The sequence below is a fragment of the Actinomadura sp. NPDC000600 genome (genome assembly GCF_040492135.1).
Taxonomy (GTDB): domain Bacteria; phylum Actinomycetota; class Actinomycetes; order Streptosporangiales; family Streptosporangiaceae; genus Spirillospora.
This window is the reverse complement of record NZ_JBEUPD010000018.1, coordinates 1-18035: the sequence shown is the minus strand read 5'-3', so window position 1 is coordinate 18035 and position 18035 is coordinate 1. Positions and strand designations below refer to the sequence as shown.

Here is an 18035-nt window from a genome sequence, read left to right as displayed (position 1 = left end):
AAACAGTCAGACGACGTCCGGGCCCGGCGTCTGGACGCCGGTGGACGAGCCGCCGGTGGTTCCTCCGAAGGTCTCCCGGAGGCGGATCTCCTGCTCCACCACCCCGGCCAGCCGGCGGACGCCCTCGCGGATCCGGTGCGGCTCGGGGAAGCAGTACGACAGGCGCATGTGCCGGTGGCCGGTGCCGTCCGCGTAGAAGCCGGTGCCGGGGACGTAGGCGACGCGCTCGGCGATCGCGCGGGGCGCCATCGCCTTGGCGTCGAGGCCCTCGGGGAGGGTGAGCCAGACGAAGAAGCCGCCCGCGGGGCGGGTCCAGGTGCAACCCTCGGGCATGAGCTGGTCAAGGGACTCCAGCATCGCGTCACGGCGCGCCCGGTACAGCTCCCGGAAGTCCTTGATCTGCTCTCGCCACGGCTGGGTCGCGAGGTACTCGCGGACGGCGAGCTGGGAGAAGTTCGACGGGCACAGGATCGCGGACTCGGCGGCCAGCACGAGCTTCGCCCGGACCGCGTGCGGGGCCAGCACCCAGCCGACGCGGAGCCCGGACGCGATCGTCTTGGAGAACGAGCCGAGGTAGATGACGCGCTCGGCGTCGTCCGCGCGGAGGGCCCGCATGGGCTCGCCGTCGAAGCCGAGGAGCCCGTAGGGGTTGTCCTCGACGACCAGGACGTCGTACTCGGCGCAGATCTCCAGGATCTGGGCGCGGCGGGCCGTGGTGAGGGTGACGCCCGCGGGGTTCTGGAACGTCGGGACGGTGTAGAGGAACTTGACCCGGCGCCCCTGGGCGCGGAGGCGTGCGAGGGTCTCGCGCAGCGCGGCCGGGATGAGGCCGCCCTCGTCCAACGGCACGTGGACCACGTCGGCCTGGTAGGCGGCGAACGTGCCGAGCGCGCCGACGTAGGAGGGGGCCTCCGCGAGGACCACGTCGCCCGGGTCGACGAAGATCTTCGTGATGAGGTCGAGCGCCTGCTGTGCACCGACGGTGACGACCACGTCGTCCGCGGACGCCTGGACGCCCTCCAGCGACATGACCTCGCAGATGTGCTCGCGGAGCTGCTCGTCGCCCTGGGCGGAGCCGTACTGGAGGGCCTCGGCGCCCCGGCCGGCGACGAGCTCGCCGATCATCTGTCCGACGGCGTCGAGGGGGAGCGCGGAGACGTAGGGCGCGCCGCCCGCGAGCGAGACGACCTCGGGGCGGGCGACCATCGCGAACAGGGCCCGGATCTCCGACGGCACCATGCCGGCGGCACGGGCGGCGTAACGGTCGGCATAGGCATCCGTGCGCGAGTGCTGTTCCACGAGGCACCTCCGGGGCGGAAACGGCTTCCATGCAAACTACGTCATGGGGGACGCGGCGAGGCGCCCGGGTGTGGCGTGCCGCGGCATTGGGGAAACTCCTGTCCGATACGATGCCCGCGGGTCCCGGATGGTTGCCGGGAACTTCCGCCGCCACGGGTCCAGGCCGGCGGGCGAGGATCGCAGCAGGGGGTGCCGACCCGGTGTCGCGTCGTCTCGTCAACATCACGCTGGACAACCTTGATGATCTGCCGCACCGCTGCCGCGGCTGCGTGTTCTGGGAGCTGGATCCGGTGAGCCGGGACCGTGCCCAGGAGAGCGGCGACGCGGGGCTGGAGAAGGAGGCGTGGATCTCCTCCACCCTCCTCGAGTGGGGCAGCTGCGGCAAGATCGTCTACGTGGACGACGTCCCGGCGGGCTTCGTGATGTACGCGCCGCCGCTGTACGTGCCGCGTTCGGTCGCGTTCCCGACGAGCCCGGTGAGCGCGGACGCGGTGCTGCTCATGACGGCGCACGTCCTGCCGGAGTTCGCGGGCGGCGGCATCGGGCGGATGCTCGTCCAGGGCGTCGCGAAGGACCTGACGCGCCGCGCCGTGAAGGCGATCGAGGCGTTCGGCGACCTGAAGGGCGAGGAGGGCGGGTGCATGGTGCCCGCCGACTACCTGCTGTCGGTCGGGTTCAAGACCGTCCGGCCGCACCACCGGTACCCGCGGCTGCGGCTGGAGTTGAAGTCGGCGCTGTCGTGGCGTGAGGACGTCGAGGTGGCGCTCGAACGGCTCCTGGGCTCCATGACCCCGGAAGGGGCGCTGCGGCCCGTCTGAGGCCTTCTGAACGGCGTGTGGCCCGCACTCCGGGTGGAGTGCGGGCCACACTCGCGCTCGCCGCGGGAGACGGGAGGCGACTCGGGAAGGCTCAGATGAACTCGGCGAGATCCCTCAGCAGCGCGGCCTTCGGCTTGGCGCCCATGATCTGCTTGACGACCTCGCCGCCCTTGTAGACGTTCATCGTCGGGATCTGCATGACGCCGTACTGCTGCGGGACCCGCGGGTTCTCGTCGATGTTCAGCTTGACGATCTGGAGCTTGTCGCCGTGCTCCTTGGAGATCTCCTCCAGGATCGGCGCCACCATCCGGCACGGGCCGCACCATTCCGCCCAGAAGTCGACGAGAACGGGCTTGTCGTTCTCCAGCACCTCGGACGCGAAGTCGGCGTCGGTCACGGCTTTCATCGGTCTCCTTCGGTTCTCGCGTGGGGCGGGGACGCTCCCCCGCTCGATGCAGCCCACCGCAGCGCCGGCCCGGCGGAAACGCCGGGCCGGCGGCGGGTGGTGGTGAGGTCGGGTGCCGCGGGGGGTCGGGCCGGTGGTGCGGCCGGCGGCCCGCGTTGCGGTCAGGCCTGCGGGACGGTCTCGGCGGCGTCCCGGTCCTGCAGCCAGCGCTCGGCGTCGATGGCGGCCGAGCAGCCGCTGCCGGCGGCGGTGATGGCCTGCCGGTAGATGTGGTCGACCACGTCGCCGCAGGCGAACACGCCGGGGATCTTCGTCTTCGTGGTGGGGGCGTCGACCAGCAGGTAGCCGTCGGTGTCGGTCTCCAGCTGGCCCGCGAACAGCTCGCTGCGCGGGTCGTGGCCGATCGCGATGAACAGCCCGGTGATCTCCAGGCTGGACTCCGCGCCGGTCCTGGTGTTGCGGACCGTCACCCCGGTCACCCGGTCGTCGCCGTGGATCGCGGCGACCTCGCTGTCCCACAGGAACTTGATCTTCTCGTTGGCGAACGCCCGGTCCTGCATGATCTTGGACGCGCGCAGCTCGTCCCGGCGGTGGACCACGGTCACCGAGCGGGCGAACTTGGTCAGGAAGATCGCCTCTTCCATGGCGGTGTCGCCGCCGCCGACGACGGCGATGTCCTGCTCGCGGAAGAAGAACCCGTCACAGGTGGCACACCAGGAGACGCCGCGCCCGGACAGCCGCTTCTCGTCCGGCAGCCCCAGCTCCCGGTACCCGGAGCCGGTCGCGACGATCACGGTCTTGGCGAGGTGGGTCTCGTCGCCGACCTTGACGACCTTCGGGTCGGCGGTCAGGTCGACCTCGGTGACGTCGTCGGTGATGAGCTCGGCGCCGAAGCGCTCGGCCTGCTTGCGCAGGTTGTCCATCAGGTCGGGACCCATGATCCCGTCGGGGAAGCCGGGGAAGTTCTCCACGTCGGTGGTGTTCATCAGCGCACCGCCGGCCGTCACCGAACCCTCGAACACCAGCGGCTTCAGGTCGCCGCGGGCCGCGTAGACGGCGGCCGTGTAGCCCGCGGGGCCCGAGCCGATGATGATGACGTTACGGACGTCGCTCACAGTTCTTGCCTCTCCTCGTTGGCCGTCGGTGCCGCACGACCCGGCCTCACAGTCGCGTCAACCGATCCTAGGCCCCGCTGATTCCCCGGCACGCGGCGCCGGGCCGTCCGCCCGCCGGCCGGGGACTGTCCGCCCGCCGGCCGGGGGCCGGAGGCGCTCTAGGCTGTGGCGCATGGCACGCATTCTGCTCTTCCACTCGATGTACGGGCTGCGGCCCGCGGTGCACCAGGCGGCCGACCGGCTCCGTGCGGCCGGGCACGAGGTGCATGTCCCCGACCTCTACGACGGGCGTGTCGTCGACGACGCCGAGGCCGGGATCGCGATCAAGGACGAGATCGGGCGGGACGAGCTGCTGCACCGGGGCGTCGTGGCGGCCGCGCCGCTGATGGGGGAGGGCGGGCTCGTCTACGCGGGGTTCTCGCTGGGCGGCTCCATCGCCCAGAACCTCGCGTTCGCCGACGAGAAGGCAGGCGGGCTGCTGCTGATGCACGGCACGTCCGACATCGCGGAGGACGCGACCACCGACATCCCGGTGCAGCTGCACGTCGCCGATCCCGACACCTGGGAGCCCGTCGACTGGCTGAACGCGTGGTACCTGCGGATGCGCAAGGCGGGCGCGGACGTGGAGGTGTTCCGCTACCGCGGCGCGGGCCACCTGTTCACCGACCCGGACCTGCCCGACTACGACGCCGAGGCGGCCGAACGCGCCTGGGCGACGGCCCTGGACTTCCTTGCCTCCCTCTGACCCCCGCCCCGCATCGCCAGGGCACCGTTGCGGCACCCCGGCGAGTGACCCGGGGTGGGGGCCTGGCAATTGCTGGTGCGGGCTCCGCGAACTTCCCTTGCGGAGTCGGCATCACATAGAGGACCGAGCGTCTCAGCCGGACCCTGCGTCATGTGAAAGGCCATGGACGGGGTCGGCCGTCCATGGCCTCAACAGGTGGGTGCCCGGTTCGGGGCTTGGCGGGTCAGGCGTTCTTCAGCTGCTTCAGCAGGTGGTGGGACTGCGGTGAGCAGTCCGGTCCGACGACCCAGATGTCGCGCTTGCCGGGCTGGTCGCCGGGTGCGGCGATGATGATCGCCGGCTTTCCCTCGTAACTCGCCTGGTCGACGAGCAAGGGCGCCTGCGAACCGGCGACGCCCGTGACGCACCCGTGGAGCCGGGGGTCGGGCGCGGCGGCCTCGGCGCGCAGCTTCTGCTCGCCGGTGACGACGCCGCCGACCTGCTCGCCCAGCGTGCCGGACCGGTAGTCGGTACCGCTGTGGGCGACCTTGAACGCGGGCGCCGGTTCGCCGGGCGCGACCTTCGGCACCCCTGATCCGGTGCCGGAACTCGGATCGGTCAGGGAGTGCTGCGGGGCCGGCTGGTGCGCCGTGCTGTCACTGCTGCTCGCGCCGTCCAGCGCGACCTTGCCGACCGTCGCTCCGCCGCCGAGCACGACGACCGCCGCCGCGGCCGCCGACAGTATCCGCCAATGGCGCCTTCCGCGCCGCTGCTCCAGGCTCGCCACGGTGGCGGTGTGCATCGACTCCGCCGCGAGGGCGGTGTCGATGCGTTCGGCCAGCTCGGCGGGCATGGGCGGCATCGGTGCCTCCGCCAGTATCCGGGAGACGTCCGCAAGGTCGGCGGACAGCTCCCGGCAGTCGGCGCAGGTTTCCAGGTGCGCGTTGACGGAGGCGGCTTCGTCGTCTTCGAGGAGTCCTTCGGCCAGGTCGGCCAGGACGTCGTAGTCGAGGTGTGCGGGGTTCACTTGGGCATGCCACCTCCTTCCACACCTCCGACGTTCCTGGGCTCGCGTCGGTTCCGGTGGTGGACGAGAAGGGGCGCCAGCCGGGCGCGGCCCCGCGCGCACCGGCTCTTGATCGTCCCGGGCGGGACCTCCATGACCTGCGCGGCGTCGTCGACCGAGTAGCCCATCATGTCGACCAGGACGAGGGCGGCCCGCTGCTCGTACGGGAGCTGCTCCAGGGCGGTGCGGACGTCGAGGGAGACGCCGTGCGCGTCGGTCGGGTCGGGCATCTTGGGCGCGACGGCGTCGAACGTCGCGTCGTCGCCCATCGGCGTCGCCGGCCGGACGGACTTGCGCCGGACGCGGTCGAGGCAGGCGTTCACCACGATGCGGTGGAGCCAGGTGGTGACGGCGGCGTCCCCGCGGAACCGCCCGGCGGCGCGGAACGCGGAGAGGCACGCGTCCTGCAGCGCGTCGGCCGCCTCCTCCGGGTCGCCGAGGGTGCGCAGCGCGACCGCCCACATGCGGTCGCGGTGGCGGTGCACGAGTTCGGCGAAGGCGTGCGGGTCCCCCTGGGCGTGCCGGGCGAGGAGCTCCTTGTCGGGAACTTCGCCTACGCGACGCATGCTCACCGACGTCATGAGCGACCGCTTTCTCGTTCGGGACGCCCGGCCGGCGCCGGGCGTCCGCGACCGGCTGCTGAGGTAGGCACCACGGGTTCCTGGGGGCGAGGGGACAATCTGCTCACAGGCACGATACAGACATGCGCCGCTCCACGTCACAGCTCATGTCGGGCCCTTGCCGGAACGTGATCAGCCGGCCGTCCCGTAGACGGTGACCTCACCGAGCTTCCCCTTGAACGGGCCGCTCGGCAGCTTGGTGAACCACACGACCACGTAGCGGCCCGTGGCCTGCGGGTTCGCGGTGATGGTCACCTCTCCCCCGGTGGGCGTCTGCTCGCCGACGCGCTGCAGATCGGTCGGGGTCTGCGAGTCGCCGACGCGGACTTGCAGCGTCCCGGAGCTCACCGGGGAGCTGACCTTCACGCTGGCGACCTTGACGGGCTTGCCCATGTCGAGCAGCACGCCGAGGCCCTTCGAGTACCGGCCGAAGTCGGCGTCGGCGTAGCTCTGCGTCTCCCAGGCGCCGCTGGGCCTGCCGTCGATGACCGTCTGGAGGTTCTTGCCGATCGTGCCGTCGAGGTGGCCGCCCACGGGGCGCTCAGCGGGATCGATGTCCTGCGGGACGAGCTTCACGACGGACGGCTTGGGCGGGGAGCTCGTCTGGGAGTTGTCGCTGGGGTGGCCGCCCTTGGGGTCGTCGCCGCCGGGACCTGACAGCGCCCAGGCGCCGAGCCCGACGATGACGGTCAGCGCGGCCGCCGCGACGCCGATCAGGGCGCGGTTGGTCTGGCGCTTGGGGCCGCCGTGGCCGTGCGTGGGCGTCGTCCGGGTGGACGTCGCCGGCGGGGGCGGGGGCGGGGCGGCGTGCCGCTGGGCACGCGGCGGCGGGACGTGCGAGGCCGCGGACGGTTCGGGCGCGGGCGCCCGGTGCTGCTGGTGCGGCTGCGTCGCCGCCGGCGGCGGCGACGGAGGGGCCGCGGGACGCCTCGGCGGGGCCGTCTGGCGCGGGGCCGCGGGCGGGGTGTGGCCGAGCCCGGCGAACAGGGGCAGCGGGGTGCGCGGGACGCCGCGCAGCGCCTTGGCCAGCTCGGCGGGGGACGCGAGAGGCTCGCCCGTGCCGATCCCGAGGCAGCGGCAGACGATCGCGTCGATCGCATGCGAGATGCCGGCCTGGACCTGGCGGGGCGCGTGCGGGACGCCGTCGGACGCCGGCGCGGCGGGCAGCGCGGAGCCGTCCTCGTCGCCGGGCCAGTGGGCGGTGAGCGCCGCGTACAGCATCCGGCCGAGGCCGCGGACGTCCTCCGCGGCGGCGTCGTCGGACTCGCGGTCGCAGAGGACGGCGTCGGTGGCGACGCCGAGGATCTTGACGGTGCCGCCGGTCGTCCAGACGAGGTCGCGGGGGGTGAGGCACAGGTGCGAGAGCCCGGCGGCGTGGGCGGCGGCGAGCGCCTCGGACGCCTCGTACAGCAGGGTCGCGGCGCGGCCGGGCTCCAGCGGGGCCTTGCCGAGCATGCCCTCCAGGGTCTCGCCGGCGACCCATTCGCTGACGATGTAGGCGCTCTCGCCCGAGTCGTCGGCGTCGAACACCTGGGTGAGGCGCGGGTCGGTCAGCCGGCTGGCCGAGCGCGCGGACGTGACCGCCTCGGCGATCCGGGGGAACTCGGCGTCGAAGGTGCGGACGGCGACCGCCCGCGCGAGGATCTCGTCGATGGCCTTCCAGAGCGACGAGCCGCCCGAGTCGCTGATGCGCTCCTCGAGCCGGTAGCGGCCGGCGAGACGGGTGCCGGGCTCGATGACTGACGTGCTCACGGCAACGTCCTGCACAGGTGGTCAGATCCCATGTTCGTGGCGTGGCAGCTTACGCCTCCGACCCTCCTCTTTGCGTTCCCCAGGGTGTCGCCCCGCAAGCCGTAGTCCCCCACATGGTAGTGGTTACTCACGCGAGTGGCCGCCTTATCGCCGCGCGTCCTTTTTTACTTTGCGCGCCCGGGCAGCCGGCGGGCGAACGTGGCGATGGTCGTCTGGATCTCCTCCACCCGCATCAGCCTGGCGAAGAGCACGTACAGCAGCCCGCCGCCGACGGATCCGGCGACCAGCGTGACCAGCGCGGGCAGCATCGTGTCGGTGCCGCCCAGCGCGTCCGCGACCGTGTGGGCGGCGTAGGCGAACCCGATCAGCGGCCAGATCGCGACGAGCAGCTTGAGGTGGCCGCCGATGATGCGGCGCCCGTCCATGCCGCCGAGCTTGCGGCGCAGCACCAGCCAGCAGGTGATCGTTCCGACCAGGTTGCTGAGCGCGAACCCGCCCGCGATGCCGACCACGATCCACTTGAGGTCGAGGACGCTGGAGGCGGTGAACGCCATCGCGATGTTGAAGGAGGTGACGACGAGGCCGATCAGGGCGGGCGTCCGGGTGTCGCCGTAGGAGTAGAAGACCCGCAGCATCAGCTGGTAGATGGAGAACGGGACGAGTGCGACCGCGAACATCTGCATGACCCGCGCGATCACCAGCGCGTCGTCGGCGTTGGTGTTGCCGTGCGCGAACAGCACGGTGGTGATCTCGGGCCCGAGCACCAGCATCAGCGCCGCCGCCGGCATGATGATCACGGAGGAGAGCCGGAGCCCGCTGGAGAACGCGGCGCGCACGTCGGCGGTCTTGCCCTCGGCGGCGAACCGGCTCATCCGCGGCAGCAGCGCGGTGATCACCGACACCCCGACGATCGCGTAGGGCAGCTGGAAGAGCTGGTAGGCGTTGAAGTAGGGGGTGTAGCCGTAGCCCTCGCCGAGGCCCTGCTGGAACGCCAGCTTCCCGGCCCGGTTCGTCAGCGCGGTGACGACGGCGAACGCGCCCTGGGCGGCGACGACGTACAGCAGCGTCCAGCCGGCCATCCGCCCGACCTCGCCGAGCTCGCCGCGGTGGAAGTCCAGCCGGGGCCGCCACCGGAACCCGACGCGGCGCAGCGACGGCCACAGCGCGACCGTCTGCAGGACGATCCCGCCGGTCGTGCCGATGGACAGCAGCATGAGCTGCTGGTCGGTGATGCTGGACGGGTCGACGCGGCCGGTGGTGATCGCGAGGAACGCGCCGCCGACCGCGATCACGACGATGTTGTTCAGGACGGGCGCCCACATCGGCGCGCCGAAGCTGCCGCGCGTGTTGAGGATGGCCCCGGCGAACGCCCCGACGCCGTAGAAGAACAGCTGGGGGAGGAAGAACCGCGCGAACAGGATGGCGACCGCGCGCTGGTCGCCGTCGTAGCTGCCCGCCAGGACGTCGATGAACAGCGGCGCGAGCAGCACCGACACGACGGTGAGGATGCCGAGGCCGATCACCGCGAGGGTGAAGACGCGCTGCTCGTACTGCTCCCCGGCGACCTGGTCGCGCTGCTTGGCCCGCACCAGCAGGGGGACGATGACGCTGGTGAGGATGCCGCCGAGCAGCAGGTCGTAGATCTGGTTGGGGATGGTGTTGGCGGTGTTGTAGGCGTTGGCGAGCAGCCCGGTGCCGAGCGCGGCGACGATGACGGCGGTGCGCAGGAACCCCGTGACGCGGGACGCGAGCGTGCCCACCGCCATGATCGCGCCGGACTTCAGGATGCCGGACGAGCCCTTGCCCTCCTGCGCCGGCGGCGTGTCCACCACGGTGGTGTCGGCGCCGGGCACGCCTCCGCCTGGGAGGGGGATGTCAACCGCCGTCTCGGCGGCGATGTTCGCCGCGCCCGGCGGCCTGCCCGTCGGCGGCGGTCCCGGGTACGGCGGCGGGGTCCTCGGGACGGGCGCCTGCGGGCCCTGCCCCGCGCCCGGTCCGCCCGTCGGCGCCGGTCCCTGCGGCCCCTGAGGGCCCGGACCCTGGGGCGGACGGCCCTGCGGGTACCCCTGCGCCCGGTATCCCTGCCCCTGGGGACCCGGAGTACTCGGCGGTGGGTATGCCGGACCCTGAGAACCCGGGGCCGGGGAGCCCGCTCCCTGGTTCCCCTGTCCCTGTCGATCCCATTCCGGTCGACCCGTCACCGGCTGCCTCCGCTTTCCGGCGGCGCCTCGCTCTGATGCCCCGCACTCCGACGCCCACGAAGAGTACGGCAAGTCCGCCGCCGGTGATGAGCAGGGCGAGCCGCCCGTACCCGGTCACGGTGACCGTGATGGTCTCGCCGTCACCGTACGTCCGGCCGCCCGCGTCGGGAATCTGTAGATCGAGGCGGACGTCGAAGTTGCCGTTTCCGGCCGCCTGCGCCGGGATCCACCGCTGGGCCCGCTCCCCGGGCCCGAGCTCGATGACCGCGTCGTCGGGTTCCAGACCTCCCAGCTGGAGCTTGGCGGTGTTCTTCGAGGTCACGACGAGCCTGACCTTCACCGCCTGGCCGGTCAGCCGGTTCTCGACCAGGACGGGGAGCCTGCCCGAGCTGCCCCCCATGAGCACGCGCCTGTTCTTCGGCGGGACGACGCGGACGAGCTGCATGTCGGCCCTGAGCTCGTCCTCCAGCTCCCTGCGGGCCCGTTTGGCGCGCCCTTGCGAGGACCTCCAGGCGACCGATTCCAGCCGCAGCACGGCGCGCTCGTAGGAGATCTTGACCGGGCCGGTCATCACGGCCTGGAACGTCGCCGCCCGCGTCGCGATGGCCCCGGTCTGGCGGAGGTGGACGTCGCCGAGCTCGTACTTCTCGTCGCTGTCGGAGTAGGCGCGGAGAGGGCGGTCCTGCGGCTGGGCGGCCTCGACCGAGCGCAGCGGGACCTCGCGCAGCCAGCCCGCGCCCTTGGTGTAGGTGAGCAGGTTCTTGGCGAGCCCGTCGGCGGGGTCCCAGTGCCGGTCGGGCGCGACGACGAGCGTCCGCGGGACGCTCGGCGCCTCCGCGGCGATCATCGCGGTCTCGGCGAGGAAGCGCTGCTCGCTCAGCAGCGCCCGGGACGCCGACCGCGACCCCTCGCCGAGGATCTGGGTGACCGCCTGGTCGTAGACGAGCGCCTTCCTGACCCCGAGCTGCGTCTGGAGCGCGGTGGTCGCGTTCGGCTGCGCGCCCGACGGGGGGTTGTCGAACTGCGCGCTGCTCATCAGCAGCGACCCGCCGTCCTTCAGCGGGTACCTGGCGAGCGCCCCGAGCGTGTCCGGCCCGCCGAGGCCGGACGCCGGCCAGGCGATGCGCGCGTCGGGCCGGCGGCCGAGGATCTCCGCCACGAGGCTCGTGTTCCGCGCGTCGAACGCGATGCGGACGTCGCGGTTCATCTTGTGCCGGACGAGCGCCGTGATGTCGGCGTCGCCGTACGGGAGGACGAAGTAGGGATCGCCCTTGGAGGCGCTCTTCAGGGCCGTCAGCCACGTCGCCGCGACAGTGCTCTTCTCCTTGCGGACGGCCTTCTTGGCCCCGGGCGCCTTCACGTAGTAGGCGCCGGACGCCATCTGCCTCACGTCGTCCAGAAGCGCCGGGTCGATGGCCCACGTGACGGGCGTGTTGGTGGCGGCGGCCGCGTCCACGAGCCTGCGGAGCCGGCCGCCGGGCGCCAGCTCCTTGCCGAGGTCGTCGTCGATGAACGTGCGGTCGTTGGCACGGTGCATCCGGTCGATCAGCGGCAGCACCCAGCCGACCGCCACCGGCTTGAAGCTGCGCTGCTTCGGCATCAGCGTGAGGAAGGTCGTGAGGCCGCCGACGACCTGCTGCGCGGAGTTCACCACCTCGACGCGCATCGGGTAGACGCCGGGGGTGCCGACGGGTTCGCGGAGGCCCAGCTGCCGCGCCGTGGTCCGGAAGCTCCAGCCCTGGGTCACGCCGGGCCTGGACGCCTGCGCGAGCGGCTGCTGCTGCGGGGCGACGTTGGGCAGCGCGGTCTGCTGCCCGGTCGCGAGCTGGTCGAGCTGGCTCCGGCTGGTCACGGGCTGGGCGCTGTAGCGCAGCCGCATGGTGAGGCCGGCCAGCGCGTGCTCGGTACGGTTCCGCGCCGCTCCGGAAATCTCGATCTTCGACTTCGCGGTGACGGTCTTTGGGGTGATCTTGGTGAGCGCGAGCGCCACCTGCGCGCGCGCCTGGGTCGCCGCGGGGGCGCCGGCCGGGGCCTTGGCGGGGGTCCGCGCCCGGACGGCGGCGGGGGACGCCATGGCCGGGGAGGCCGCCATCGCGAGACAAGGCATTAGCGCGGCCAGCGCCAACGCGCGTCCGACCGCTTTCACGCCGTGTCCGCCCTCACGCCGGGCCCGTCCACGAACCGTCCGGCGACACGAGGACAGGCTGCGGACGGCGGGCGTTGATTTCCCGCACCACGGCCCCGATGGTAGTCCGTCGATGTTCATGGCGTTGCCCGGCGCGGCCCGCCCGCGGCGGTCCCGGAGGGGGCGTCCGGCGCCGCCGCGCCTGACGGGCGGCTCAGGTCGTCGCGTGGTCCAGGCCCGGCGCGGGCGCGGCGCCCCGCGGGGCCAGCAGGTCGGCGGGTTCCGCGCGGCAGAGGGAGTAGAGGACGTCGGCCTTGATGCCGAGCGCCGTGGACGCCTCCCCGGTCGCGGTGTAGACGATGTCGCTCGCGTGGGGCCCGTTCACGAGGCCGCGGTCGATCAGCAGGGGCATCGAGTCGGGCAGGAGCAGCGGGCAGACCAGGCCCGCGGCGTACTCGGTGACGGCGTTGACCACGTCCGCGTGCGCGTGCCGGACGCTGCGGGCGCCGACGCCGCGCCGCACCGCCTCGGCGGACGGCCACCGCCCCGCCGGGACGATCGCCCCGGCCAGGAAGGACCGGCCGCGCCCATCGCCCTCGCAGGAGTAGACGCGCGTCACCAGGCACCGGTCCGGCGGCAGGCCGAGGGCCCTGGGCAGTTCGTCGGCCCAGGTCATCGAGAGGGGCAGCCGCACGATCTCATGCGCCGTCTCCCACCCGAGCAGCGCGCGGTGGATGGTGAGAGCGTCCTTCATGTTCGGCTCCGTCCCGCGGGGGTCGACCCCGCTCATCCCCGGATCTGGTATCCCTGTGGCCTCGTGCTTCGCACACTTAGTGGGGAAAGCCCCCACATACCCGGAACGGCCGGTCTCATCCCTGGCGCACGGCACGCGGACCCTCTCGACGCGCCTCAACCGCACGTGCGGCGGACCGTGGCCCTTTTGGATCCCGCTACCGTTGTCGTACGGGAGGCTCACCGGGTCGCGCAGGGCGTCATCGGGGTGCCCGAAACGTAACCCGGGGATCGCGGCACGTGAAGGGCCCTGTCCTTCTTCGGCCCCGAAAAGACTTCCGCGCGGACCCCGGCGCTCGCCAGAAAGTCCTTTGTCAGCCCGTCAACCAAGGAAATACGCTCGATGGCCGTGCCTGACCAGAACGTGACCCCAGAGTCCTCGCGGCGCACCGCGATCGCCGAGCTGCTGCGCGGGATCGCGCCCGTCGCCGACGAGCTCGGCGCCCGGTTCGCGGCGGCCGGTCACGAGCTGGCGCTGGTCGGCGGGCCCGTCCGGGACGCGCTGCTGCGCCGTCCCACCAAGGACGTGGACCTGACCACCGACGCCCCGCCCGAGCGCACCCTGGAGATCATCCGCGGCTGGGCGGACGCGCACTGGACGATCGGGATCGAGTTCGGCACGGTCGGCCTGCGCAAGGACGGCGTCGAGCTGGAGATCACCACCTACCGCAGCGAGTCCTACGACCCGAAGTCCCGCAAGCCGGAGGTCTCCTACGGCACCTCCTTGGTGGAGGACCTGCGCCGCCGCGACTTCGCCGTCAACGCGATGGCGGCCCGGCTGCCCGGCCACGAGTTCGTCGACCCGTTCGGCGGCCTGGCCGACCTGCAGCGCAAGGTGCTGCGGACGCCCGGCCGCCCGGAGGACTCCTTCAGCGACGACCCGCTCCGGATGATGCGCGCCGCCCGGTTCACCTCGCAGCTCGGCTTCACCGTCGCGCCCGACGTCGTCCGCGCGATGAAGGACATGGCCGGCCGCATCGAGATCGTGTCGGCCGAGCGCGTCCGCGACGAGCTGTCCAAGCTGCTCTGCGGCCGGTACCCGCGGCAGGGCCTGGCGCTGCTGGTCGACACCGGCCTCGCCGCGCACGTCCTGCCCGAGCTGCCGAAGCTGCGGCTGGAGATCGACGAGCACCACCGGCACAAGGACGTCTACGAGCACTCGCTGATCGTCCTGGAGCAGGCGATCGCGCAGGAGAAGGAGGGCCCCGACCTCGTGCTGCGGCTCGCGGCGCTGCTGCACGACATCGGCAAGCCGAAGACCCGCCGGTTCGAGCCGGGCGGGCGCGTCTCGTTCCACCACCACGAGGTCGTCGGCGCGAAGATGACCCGCAAGCGGCTGACCGCCCTGCGCTACCCGAAGGACGTCATCTCCGGCGTCTCCCGCCTGGTGGAGCTGCACCTGCGGTTCCACGGCTACGGCACCGGCGAGTGGACGGACTCGGCCGTCCGCCGGTACGTCCGCGACGCCGGACCCCTCCTGTCCCGCCTCCACAAGCTGACGCGCGCCGACTGCACGACCCGCAACAAGCGCAAGGCCGACCGGCTGCGCCGCACCTACGACGACCTGGAGGTGCGGATCGAGCGGCTGGCCGAAGAGGAGGAGCTGGCCGCGATCCGCCCGGAGATCGACGGCAACGAGATCCAGGAGATCCTCGGCATCGCCCCCGGCCCGCTCGTCGGCCGCGCCTACAAGTTCCTCCTCGAACTCCGCCTGGACCGCGGCATGATCGGCAAGGAGGCGGCGGCCGAGGAGCTGCGCCGCTGGGCCGCCGCCGAGGGCGTCGGCGCCCCGGCCGCCGATCGCGAGGGGGACGGCGAGTGATCCCGCTTCAACTGGGCCGGATGAGCCCCCGCGAGACCGAGCGGATGCTGGAGTTCGACCGGGAGCACATCTGGCACCCGTACGCGCCGATGCCGGCGGCGGTGTCCGCGCTGCCGGTCGTGTCGGCGAGCGGTGTGCGGCTCACCCTCGCGGACGGCACCGAGCTGATCGACGGCATGTCGTCGTGGTGGGCGGCCGTGCACGGCTACAACCACCCGAAGCTGAACGCGGCCGTCACCGGGCAGCTCGGCAAGATGGCGCACGTGATGTTCGGCGGGCTCACGCACCCGCCCGCCGTGCGGCTCGCCGAGCGGCTGGTCGAGATCACCCCCGAGCCGCTGACCAAGGTGTTCTTCGCCGACTCCGGATCCGTCGGGGTCGAGGTCGCGATCAAGATGGCGCTGCAGTTCTGGCGCTCGCAGGGGCGTCCCGAGCGGCGCCGGCTCCTCACCGTCCGGGGCGGCTACCACGGCGACACGTTCGGCGACATGGCCGTCTGCGACCCGGTGAACGGGATGCACCACATGTTCACCGACGTCCTCGCCCAGCACGTCTTCGCGCCCCCGCCCCCGCTCGGCTACAGCGCCGACCCCGACGAGGCGTACCTGGGCGGGCTCGCGGAGCTGGCCGCCGAGCACGCCGGCGAACTCGCCGCGATCATCGCGGAGCCGATCGTCCAGGGTGCCGGCGGCATGCGCTTCTACGCCCCCGAGTACCTCCAGGCCCTGCGCGACATCGCCGACGAGCACGGCCTGCTGCTGATCCTCGACGAGATCGCCACCGGCTTCGGCCGGACGGGCGAGCTGTGGGGCTGCGACCACGCCGAGGTCGTCCCCGACATCATGTGCCTCGGCAAGGCCCTGACCGGCGGCTACATGACGATGGCCGCGACCCTGTGCACCGACCGCGTCGCCGACGGCATCACCTCCGGCGAGGCGGGCGTGCTGATGCACGGCCCCACCTACATGGCCAACCCGCTGGCCGCGGCCGTCGCGTCCGCGTCCATCGACCTGCTTCTGTCGCGCGACTGGCGGGACGAGGTCGACGCCATCGAGGCGGTCCTGACCAGCGAGCTCGACGGCGCGGCCGACTTCCCCGGAGTGGCGGACGTCCGCGTCCTCGGCGCGATCGGCGTGGTCGAGGCGCGCGAGCCGGTGGACGTCCAGTCCGTGCAGGAGATCGCCATGGCGCACGGAGTATGGCTGCGGCCCTTCGGCAAGCTCGTCTACACGATGCCGCCGTACGTGTGCACCGAGGACGAGGTCCACCACATCGCCGCCGCCCTCCAGGCCATCGCGGAGTCGCTCTAACGCAGGGCGTATGCGGGGCCGCGCATGCGGGACGCCGCCGTCCAGTAGGCGACCGCGCCCATCCCGTAGGCGGCTACCACCGCGAGGAGGGTGACGGTGGCGCGGCCGTCAGCGGGCAGCCATGTCGCGGCAGCGGCGGCGGCAGCGGCGAACGTCGCGTTGAACAGCATGTCGTAGACGGCGAAGACCCGTCCCCGGTAGGCGTCCTCGATCGTCTCCTGCAACGTCGTGTCGACGCACAGCTTGACGCCCTGCGACACGACGCCGAGGAGGAAGGCGCCGGCCGCCCAGGGGCGCTCCGCGAACGGCATGCCCAGCACGAGCAGGCCCACCGCCGCCCCGCCGAGCTGCCACGCCACCCACGCCTGCTTGCTGATGCGCCGCACCACCGGCGGGGTGATCAGCGCCGCCGCGAAGTACCCGGCGCCGGACACCCCCAGCATCAGCGCGAACGTCTCCAGCCCGCGGTCGGGGTCGCCGGCGAAGTGGTTGCGGCACAGCAGCAGCGTCATGATCAGGACGACGCCGTACAGGAACCGGTGGAACGAGATCGCGCCGAGCGCCAGCGCCGCCTGCGGCCGCCGCGCGATGTGCCGCGCCCCGTCCGCGAGCCCGCCCAGCACACCACCCAGCACCTCGACGACCCGCGGCGCCTCGGACCCGCCCGCCCCGACCCCGCCGGACCCCTCCGACACGTCCGCCCGGCCCGACGCTTCCGCCCGACCGGACACGTCTGCCAGGCCCGGCACTTCCGCCCCGTCCGGCATGGGCGTCCCCGCCCCAGCCGCGGCGTTCGACATGGGTGCGCCTGGGATGGGCGACGCGGCCGACACGGGCGTCGCGTGCCCGGGCGAGGCATCCGACACGGGCGTCGCGGAGCCGGGCGTCGCGTCCGGCATGGCCGTCTCCGACGCGGGTGACGTGTCCGACATCGCCACCCCGGGCACGGTCGCTGGGGTCGCCTCCGCCACCGCTAGGGCAGTCGCTCGGGGCGCGACGTCCTCGGAAGTCCGGTGCGGACCGAGGAGGCCCTTCGGCAGGGTCGTCGCGATCAGCCCCGCCAGCAGGAACAGCGCCGCCGCGACCACGAGGATCAGCGCCGTCCCGTCGTGCCCGGCGCCGAACACCCGCCGGAGGCCGTAGCCGGCGCCCGCCCCCGCGAACGCGATGATCGTCCCGGACGTGACCGTGAACGCGTTCGCCGTGACCAGCTGGTCGCGGCGCACCACGTGCGGGAGCGCCGCCGACAGCGCGGCGAGGAAGAAGCGGTTCACGCCCAGCACGACGAGCACGCCGAGGAAGAAGCCGAGCCCGTCCTGCCCGCCCGCCACGAGCCCGGCGACGAGCAGCACGAGCAGCGCGCGCAGCACCGGCGTCCAGACGAGGATCTGCCGCCGCCGCCACCGGTCGATGAACACCCCGGCGAACGGCCCGAGCGCCGAGTAGGGCAGCAGCGTCACCGCGAACGCGGCCGCCGCCTTGGCCGCCGTGGCCTGCCGCTCGGGCGAGAAGAACACGTATCCGGCGAGCGCCACCTGGAACACGCCGTCGGTCAACTGCGAGGCGAGCCGGGTCCCGTAGAGACGCCGAAAATCCCGCCCTCCCAAGATCCCCCGCAACTCACCCGCCCGCATCAGATCAGCGTATGTCGTGTTTTCTATGCATTTCTCTCCTTCGACCTGAAGCCCCTCCATCGCCGAGAAACGCGGCCATCGGTGACACGGCCCTCCGGTCGCGGCTGCGGGGATGCGCCGCCCTCACCCCCGAGCGTCACCCGACCACCCGCTGCAGCCCGCTGCCCACGCGGACGCGCCGACCCCAGCCGACGCCGCAACCACGCGACGACCTCGATGATCGCGATCGCGTCCGAAGGCAGATTCGAGCGAAGCGAGAATCTGATCGCGCAGCGAGCCGCAAGGCGAGCCGGAGCGATGCCAGCGATCGCACGCGTAGTTGTGGGGGGCGGAGCGCTCTAGCGCTCCGCC

Annotated in this window: 14 protein-coding genes; 4 read left to right on the top strand and 10 right to left on the bottom strand. The window is 72.6% G+C overall.

The genetic code is table 11. The features are described 5' to 3' along the window. Nucleotides 1-6: 6 nt before the first annotated feature. Complete coding sequence (locus ABWI07_RS24850; RefSeq protein WP_149262919.1) at nt 7-1239, bottom strand: aminotransferase-like domain-containing protein; 1233 nt, start codon at nt 1237-1239, stop codon at nt 7-9. 260 nt (nt 1240-1499) lie between these two features. Here ABWI07_RS24850 and ABWI07_RS24845 point away from each other — a divergent pair, with 260 nt between their 5' ends. Then, complete coding sequence (locus ABWI07_RS24845; protein ID WP_149262783.1) at nt 1500-2117, top strand: GNAT family N-acetyltransferase; 618 nt, start codon at nt 1500-1502, stop codon at nt 2115-2117. Nucleotides 2118-2208: 91 nt separating this feature from the next. On the opposite strand, the gene trxA is transcribed toward ABWI07_RS24845, so the two are convergent. Beyond that, nucleotides 2209-2523 (bottom strand): thioredoxin, encoded by a 315-nt coding sequence (trxA, locus tag ABWI07_RS24840; protein ID WP_149262784.1) that lies wholly within the window; start codon nt 2521-2523, stop codon nt 2209-2211. 161 nt (nt 2524-2684) lie between these two features. Further along, nucleotides 2685-3638 carry a thioredoxin-disulfide reductase gene (gene trxB / locus ABWI07_RS24835; protein WP_149262785.1) on the bottom strand — a complete coding sequence of 318 codons (954 nt, stop codon included), beginning with the start codon at nt 3636-3638 and terminating at the stop codon, nt 2685-2687. 172 nt (nt 3639-3810) lie between these two features. On the opposite strand from trxB, the gene ABWI07_RS24830 reads away from it, so the two are divergent. Next, nucleotides 3811-4383, top strand: a complete 573-nt coding sequence (locus ABWI07_RS24830) for a dienelactone hydrolase family protein (RefSeq protein ID WP_149262786.1) — start codon at nt 3811-3813, stop codon at nt 4381-4383. 223 nt (nt 4384-4606) lie between these two features. On the opposite strand, the gene ABWI07_RS24825 is transcribed toward ABWI07_RS24830, so the two are convergent. From ABWI07_RS24825 to ABWI07_RS24800, 6 genes are all read right to left on the bottom strand, one after another. Next, nucleotides 4607-5389: an anti-sigma factor family protein gene (locus ABWI07_RS24825; RefSeq protein ID WP_149262787.1), complete on the bottom strand. Its 783-nt coding sequence runs from the start codon at nt 5387-5389 to the stop codon at nt 4607-4609. Further along, nucleotides 5386-5994 (bottom strand): RNA polymerase sigma factor SigM, encoded by a 609-nt coding sequence (gene sigM / locus ABWI07_RS24820; protein ID WP_149262788.1) that lies wholly within the window; start codon nt 5992-5994, stop codon nt 5386-5388. Before sigM ends, ABWI07_RS24825 begins: the two co-directional genes overlap by 4 nt. 186 nt (nt 5995-6180) lie before the next feature. Continuing rightward, on the bottom strand, nt 6181-7800 hold the full coding sequence (locus tag ABWI07_RS24815) for a protein kinase family protein (protein WP_353819961.1): 1620 nt from the start codon (nt 7798-7800) through the stop codon (nt 6181-6183). A gap of 164 nt (nt 7801-7964) precedes the next feature. Then, nucleotides 7965-9653, bottom strand: a complete 1689-nt coding sequence (gene murJ / locus ABWI07_RS24810; RefSeq protein ID WP_353819960.1) for a murein biosynthesis integral membrane protein MurJ — start codon at nt 9651-9653, stop codon at nt 7965-7967. Between the two features lie 22 nt (nt 9654-9675). Continuing rightward, nucleotides 9676-12267 carry a DUF6049 family protein gene (locus ABWI07_RS24805; RefSeq protein ID WP_353819959.1) on the bottom strand — a complete coding sequence of 864 codons (2592 nt, stop codon included), beginning with the start codon at nt 12265-12267 and terminating at the stop codon, nt 9676-9678. A 73-nt stretch (nt 12268-12340) separates the two neighbouring features. Further along, nucleotides 12341-12880, bottom strand: coding sequence for an aminoacyl-tRNA deacylase (locus ABWI07_RS24800; protein ID WP_149262790.1), 540 nt, complete (start codon nt 12878-12880; stop codon nt 12341-12343). Between the two features lie 381 nt (nt 12881-13261). On the opposite strand from ABWI07_RS24800, the gene ABWI07_RS24795 reads away from it, so the two are divergent. After that, nucleotides 13262-14740: a CCA tRNA nucleotidyltransferase gene (locus ABWI07_RS24795; RefSeq protein WP_353819958.1), complete on the top strand. Its 1479-nt coding sequence runs from the start codon at nt 13262-13264 to the stop codon at nt 14738-14740. A gap of 20 nt (nt 14741-14760) precedes the next feature. Further along, nucleotides 14761-16050, top strand: a complete 1290-nt coding sequence (locus ABWI07_RS24790) for an adenosylmethionine--8-amino-7-oxononanoate transaminase (RefSeq protein ID WP_149262792.1) — start codon at nt 14761-14763, stop codon at nt 16048-16050. Here ABWI07_RS24790 and ABWI07_RS24785 read toward each other — a convergent pair. Continuing rightward, nucleotides 16047-17684, bottom strand: coding sequence for an MFS transporter (locus tag ABWI07_RS24785; RefSeq protein ID WP_353819957.1), 1638 nt, complete (start codon nt 17682-17684; stop codon nt 16047-16049). The two genes, ABWI07_RS24790 and ABWI07_RS24785, sit on opposite strands and share 4 nt — an antisense overlap. Between the last annotated feature and the right edge of the window lie 351 nt (nt 17685-18035).

Bases quoted from the DNA above. Each gene is read 5' to 3' on its own strand.
- ABWI07_RS24850 (WP_149262919.1), bottom strand. From the start codon at position 1,239: ATGGTGCCGTCGGAGATCCGGGCCCTGTTCGCGATGGTCGCCCGCCCC.
- trxA (WP_149262784.1), bottom strand. From the start codon at position 2,523: ATGAAAGCCGTGACCGACGCCGACTTCGCGTCCGAGGTGCTGGAGAAC.
- ABWI07_RS24830 (WP_149262786.1), top strand. From the start codon at position 3,811: ATGGCACGCATTCTGCTCTTCCACTCGATGTACGGGCTGCGGCCCGCG.
- sigM (WP_149262788.1), bottom strand. From the start codon at position 5,994: ATGCGTCGCGTAGGCGAAGTTCCCGACAAGGAGCTCCTCGCCCGGCAC.
- ABWI07_RS24805 (WP_353819959.1), bottom strand. From the start codon at position 12,267: ATGAACATCGACGGACTACCATCGGGGCCGTGGTGCGGGAAATCAACG.
- ABWI07_RS24800 (WP_149262790.1), bottom strand. From the start codon at position 12,880: ATGAAGGACGCTCTCACCATCCACCGCGCGCTGCTCGGGTGGGAGACG.
- ABWI07_RS24795 (WP_353819958.1), top strand. From the start codon at position 13,262: ATGGCCGTGCCTGACCAGAACGTGACCCCAGAGTCCTCGCGGCGCACC.
- ABWI07_RS24790 (WP_149262792.1), top strand. From the start codon at position 14,761: ATGAGCCCCCGCGAGACCGAGCGGATGCTGGAGTTCGACCGGGAGCAC.
- ABWI07_RS24785 (WP_353819957.1), bottom strand. From the start codon at position 17,684: ATGCGGGCGGGTGAGTTGCGGGGGATCTTGGGAGGGCGGGATTTTCGG.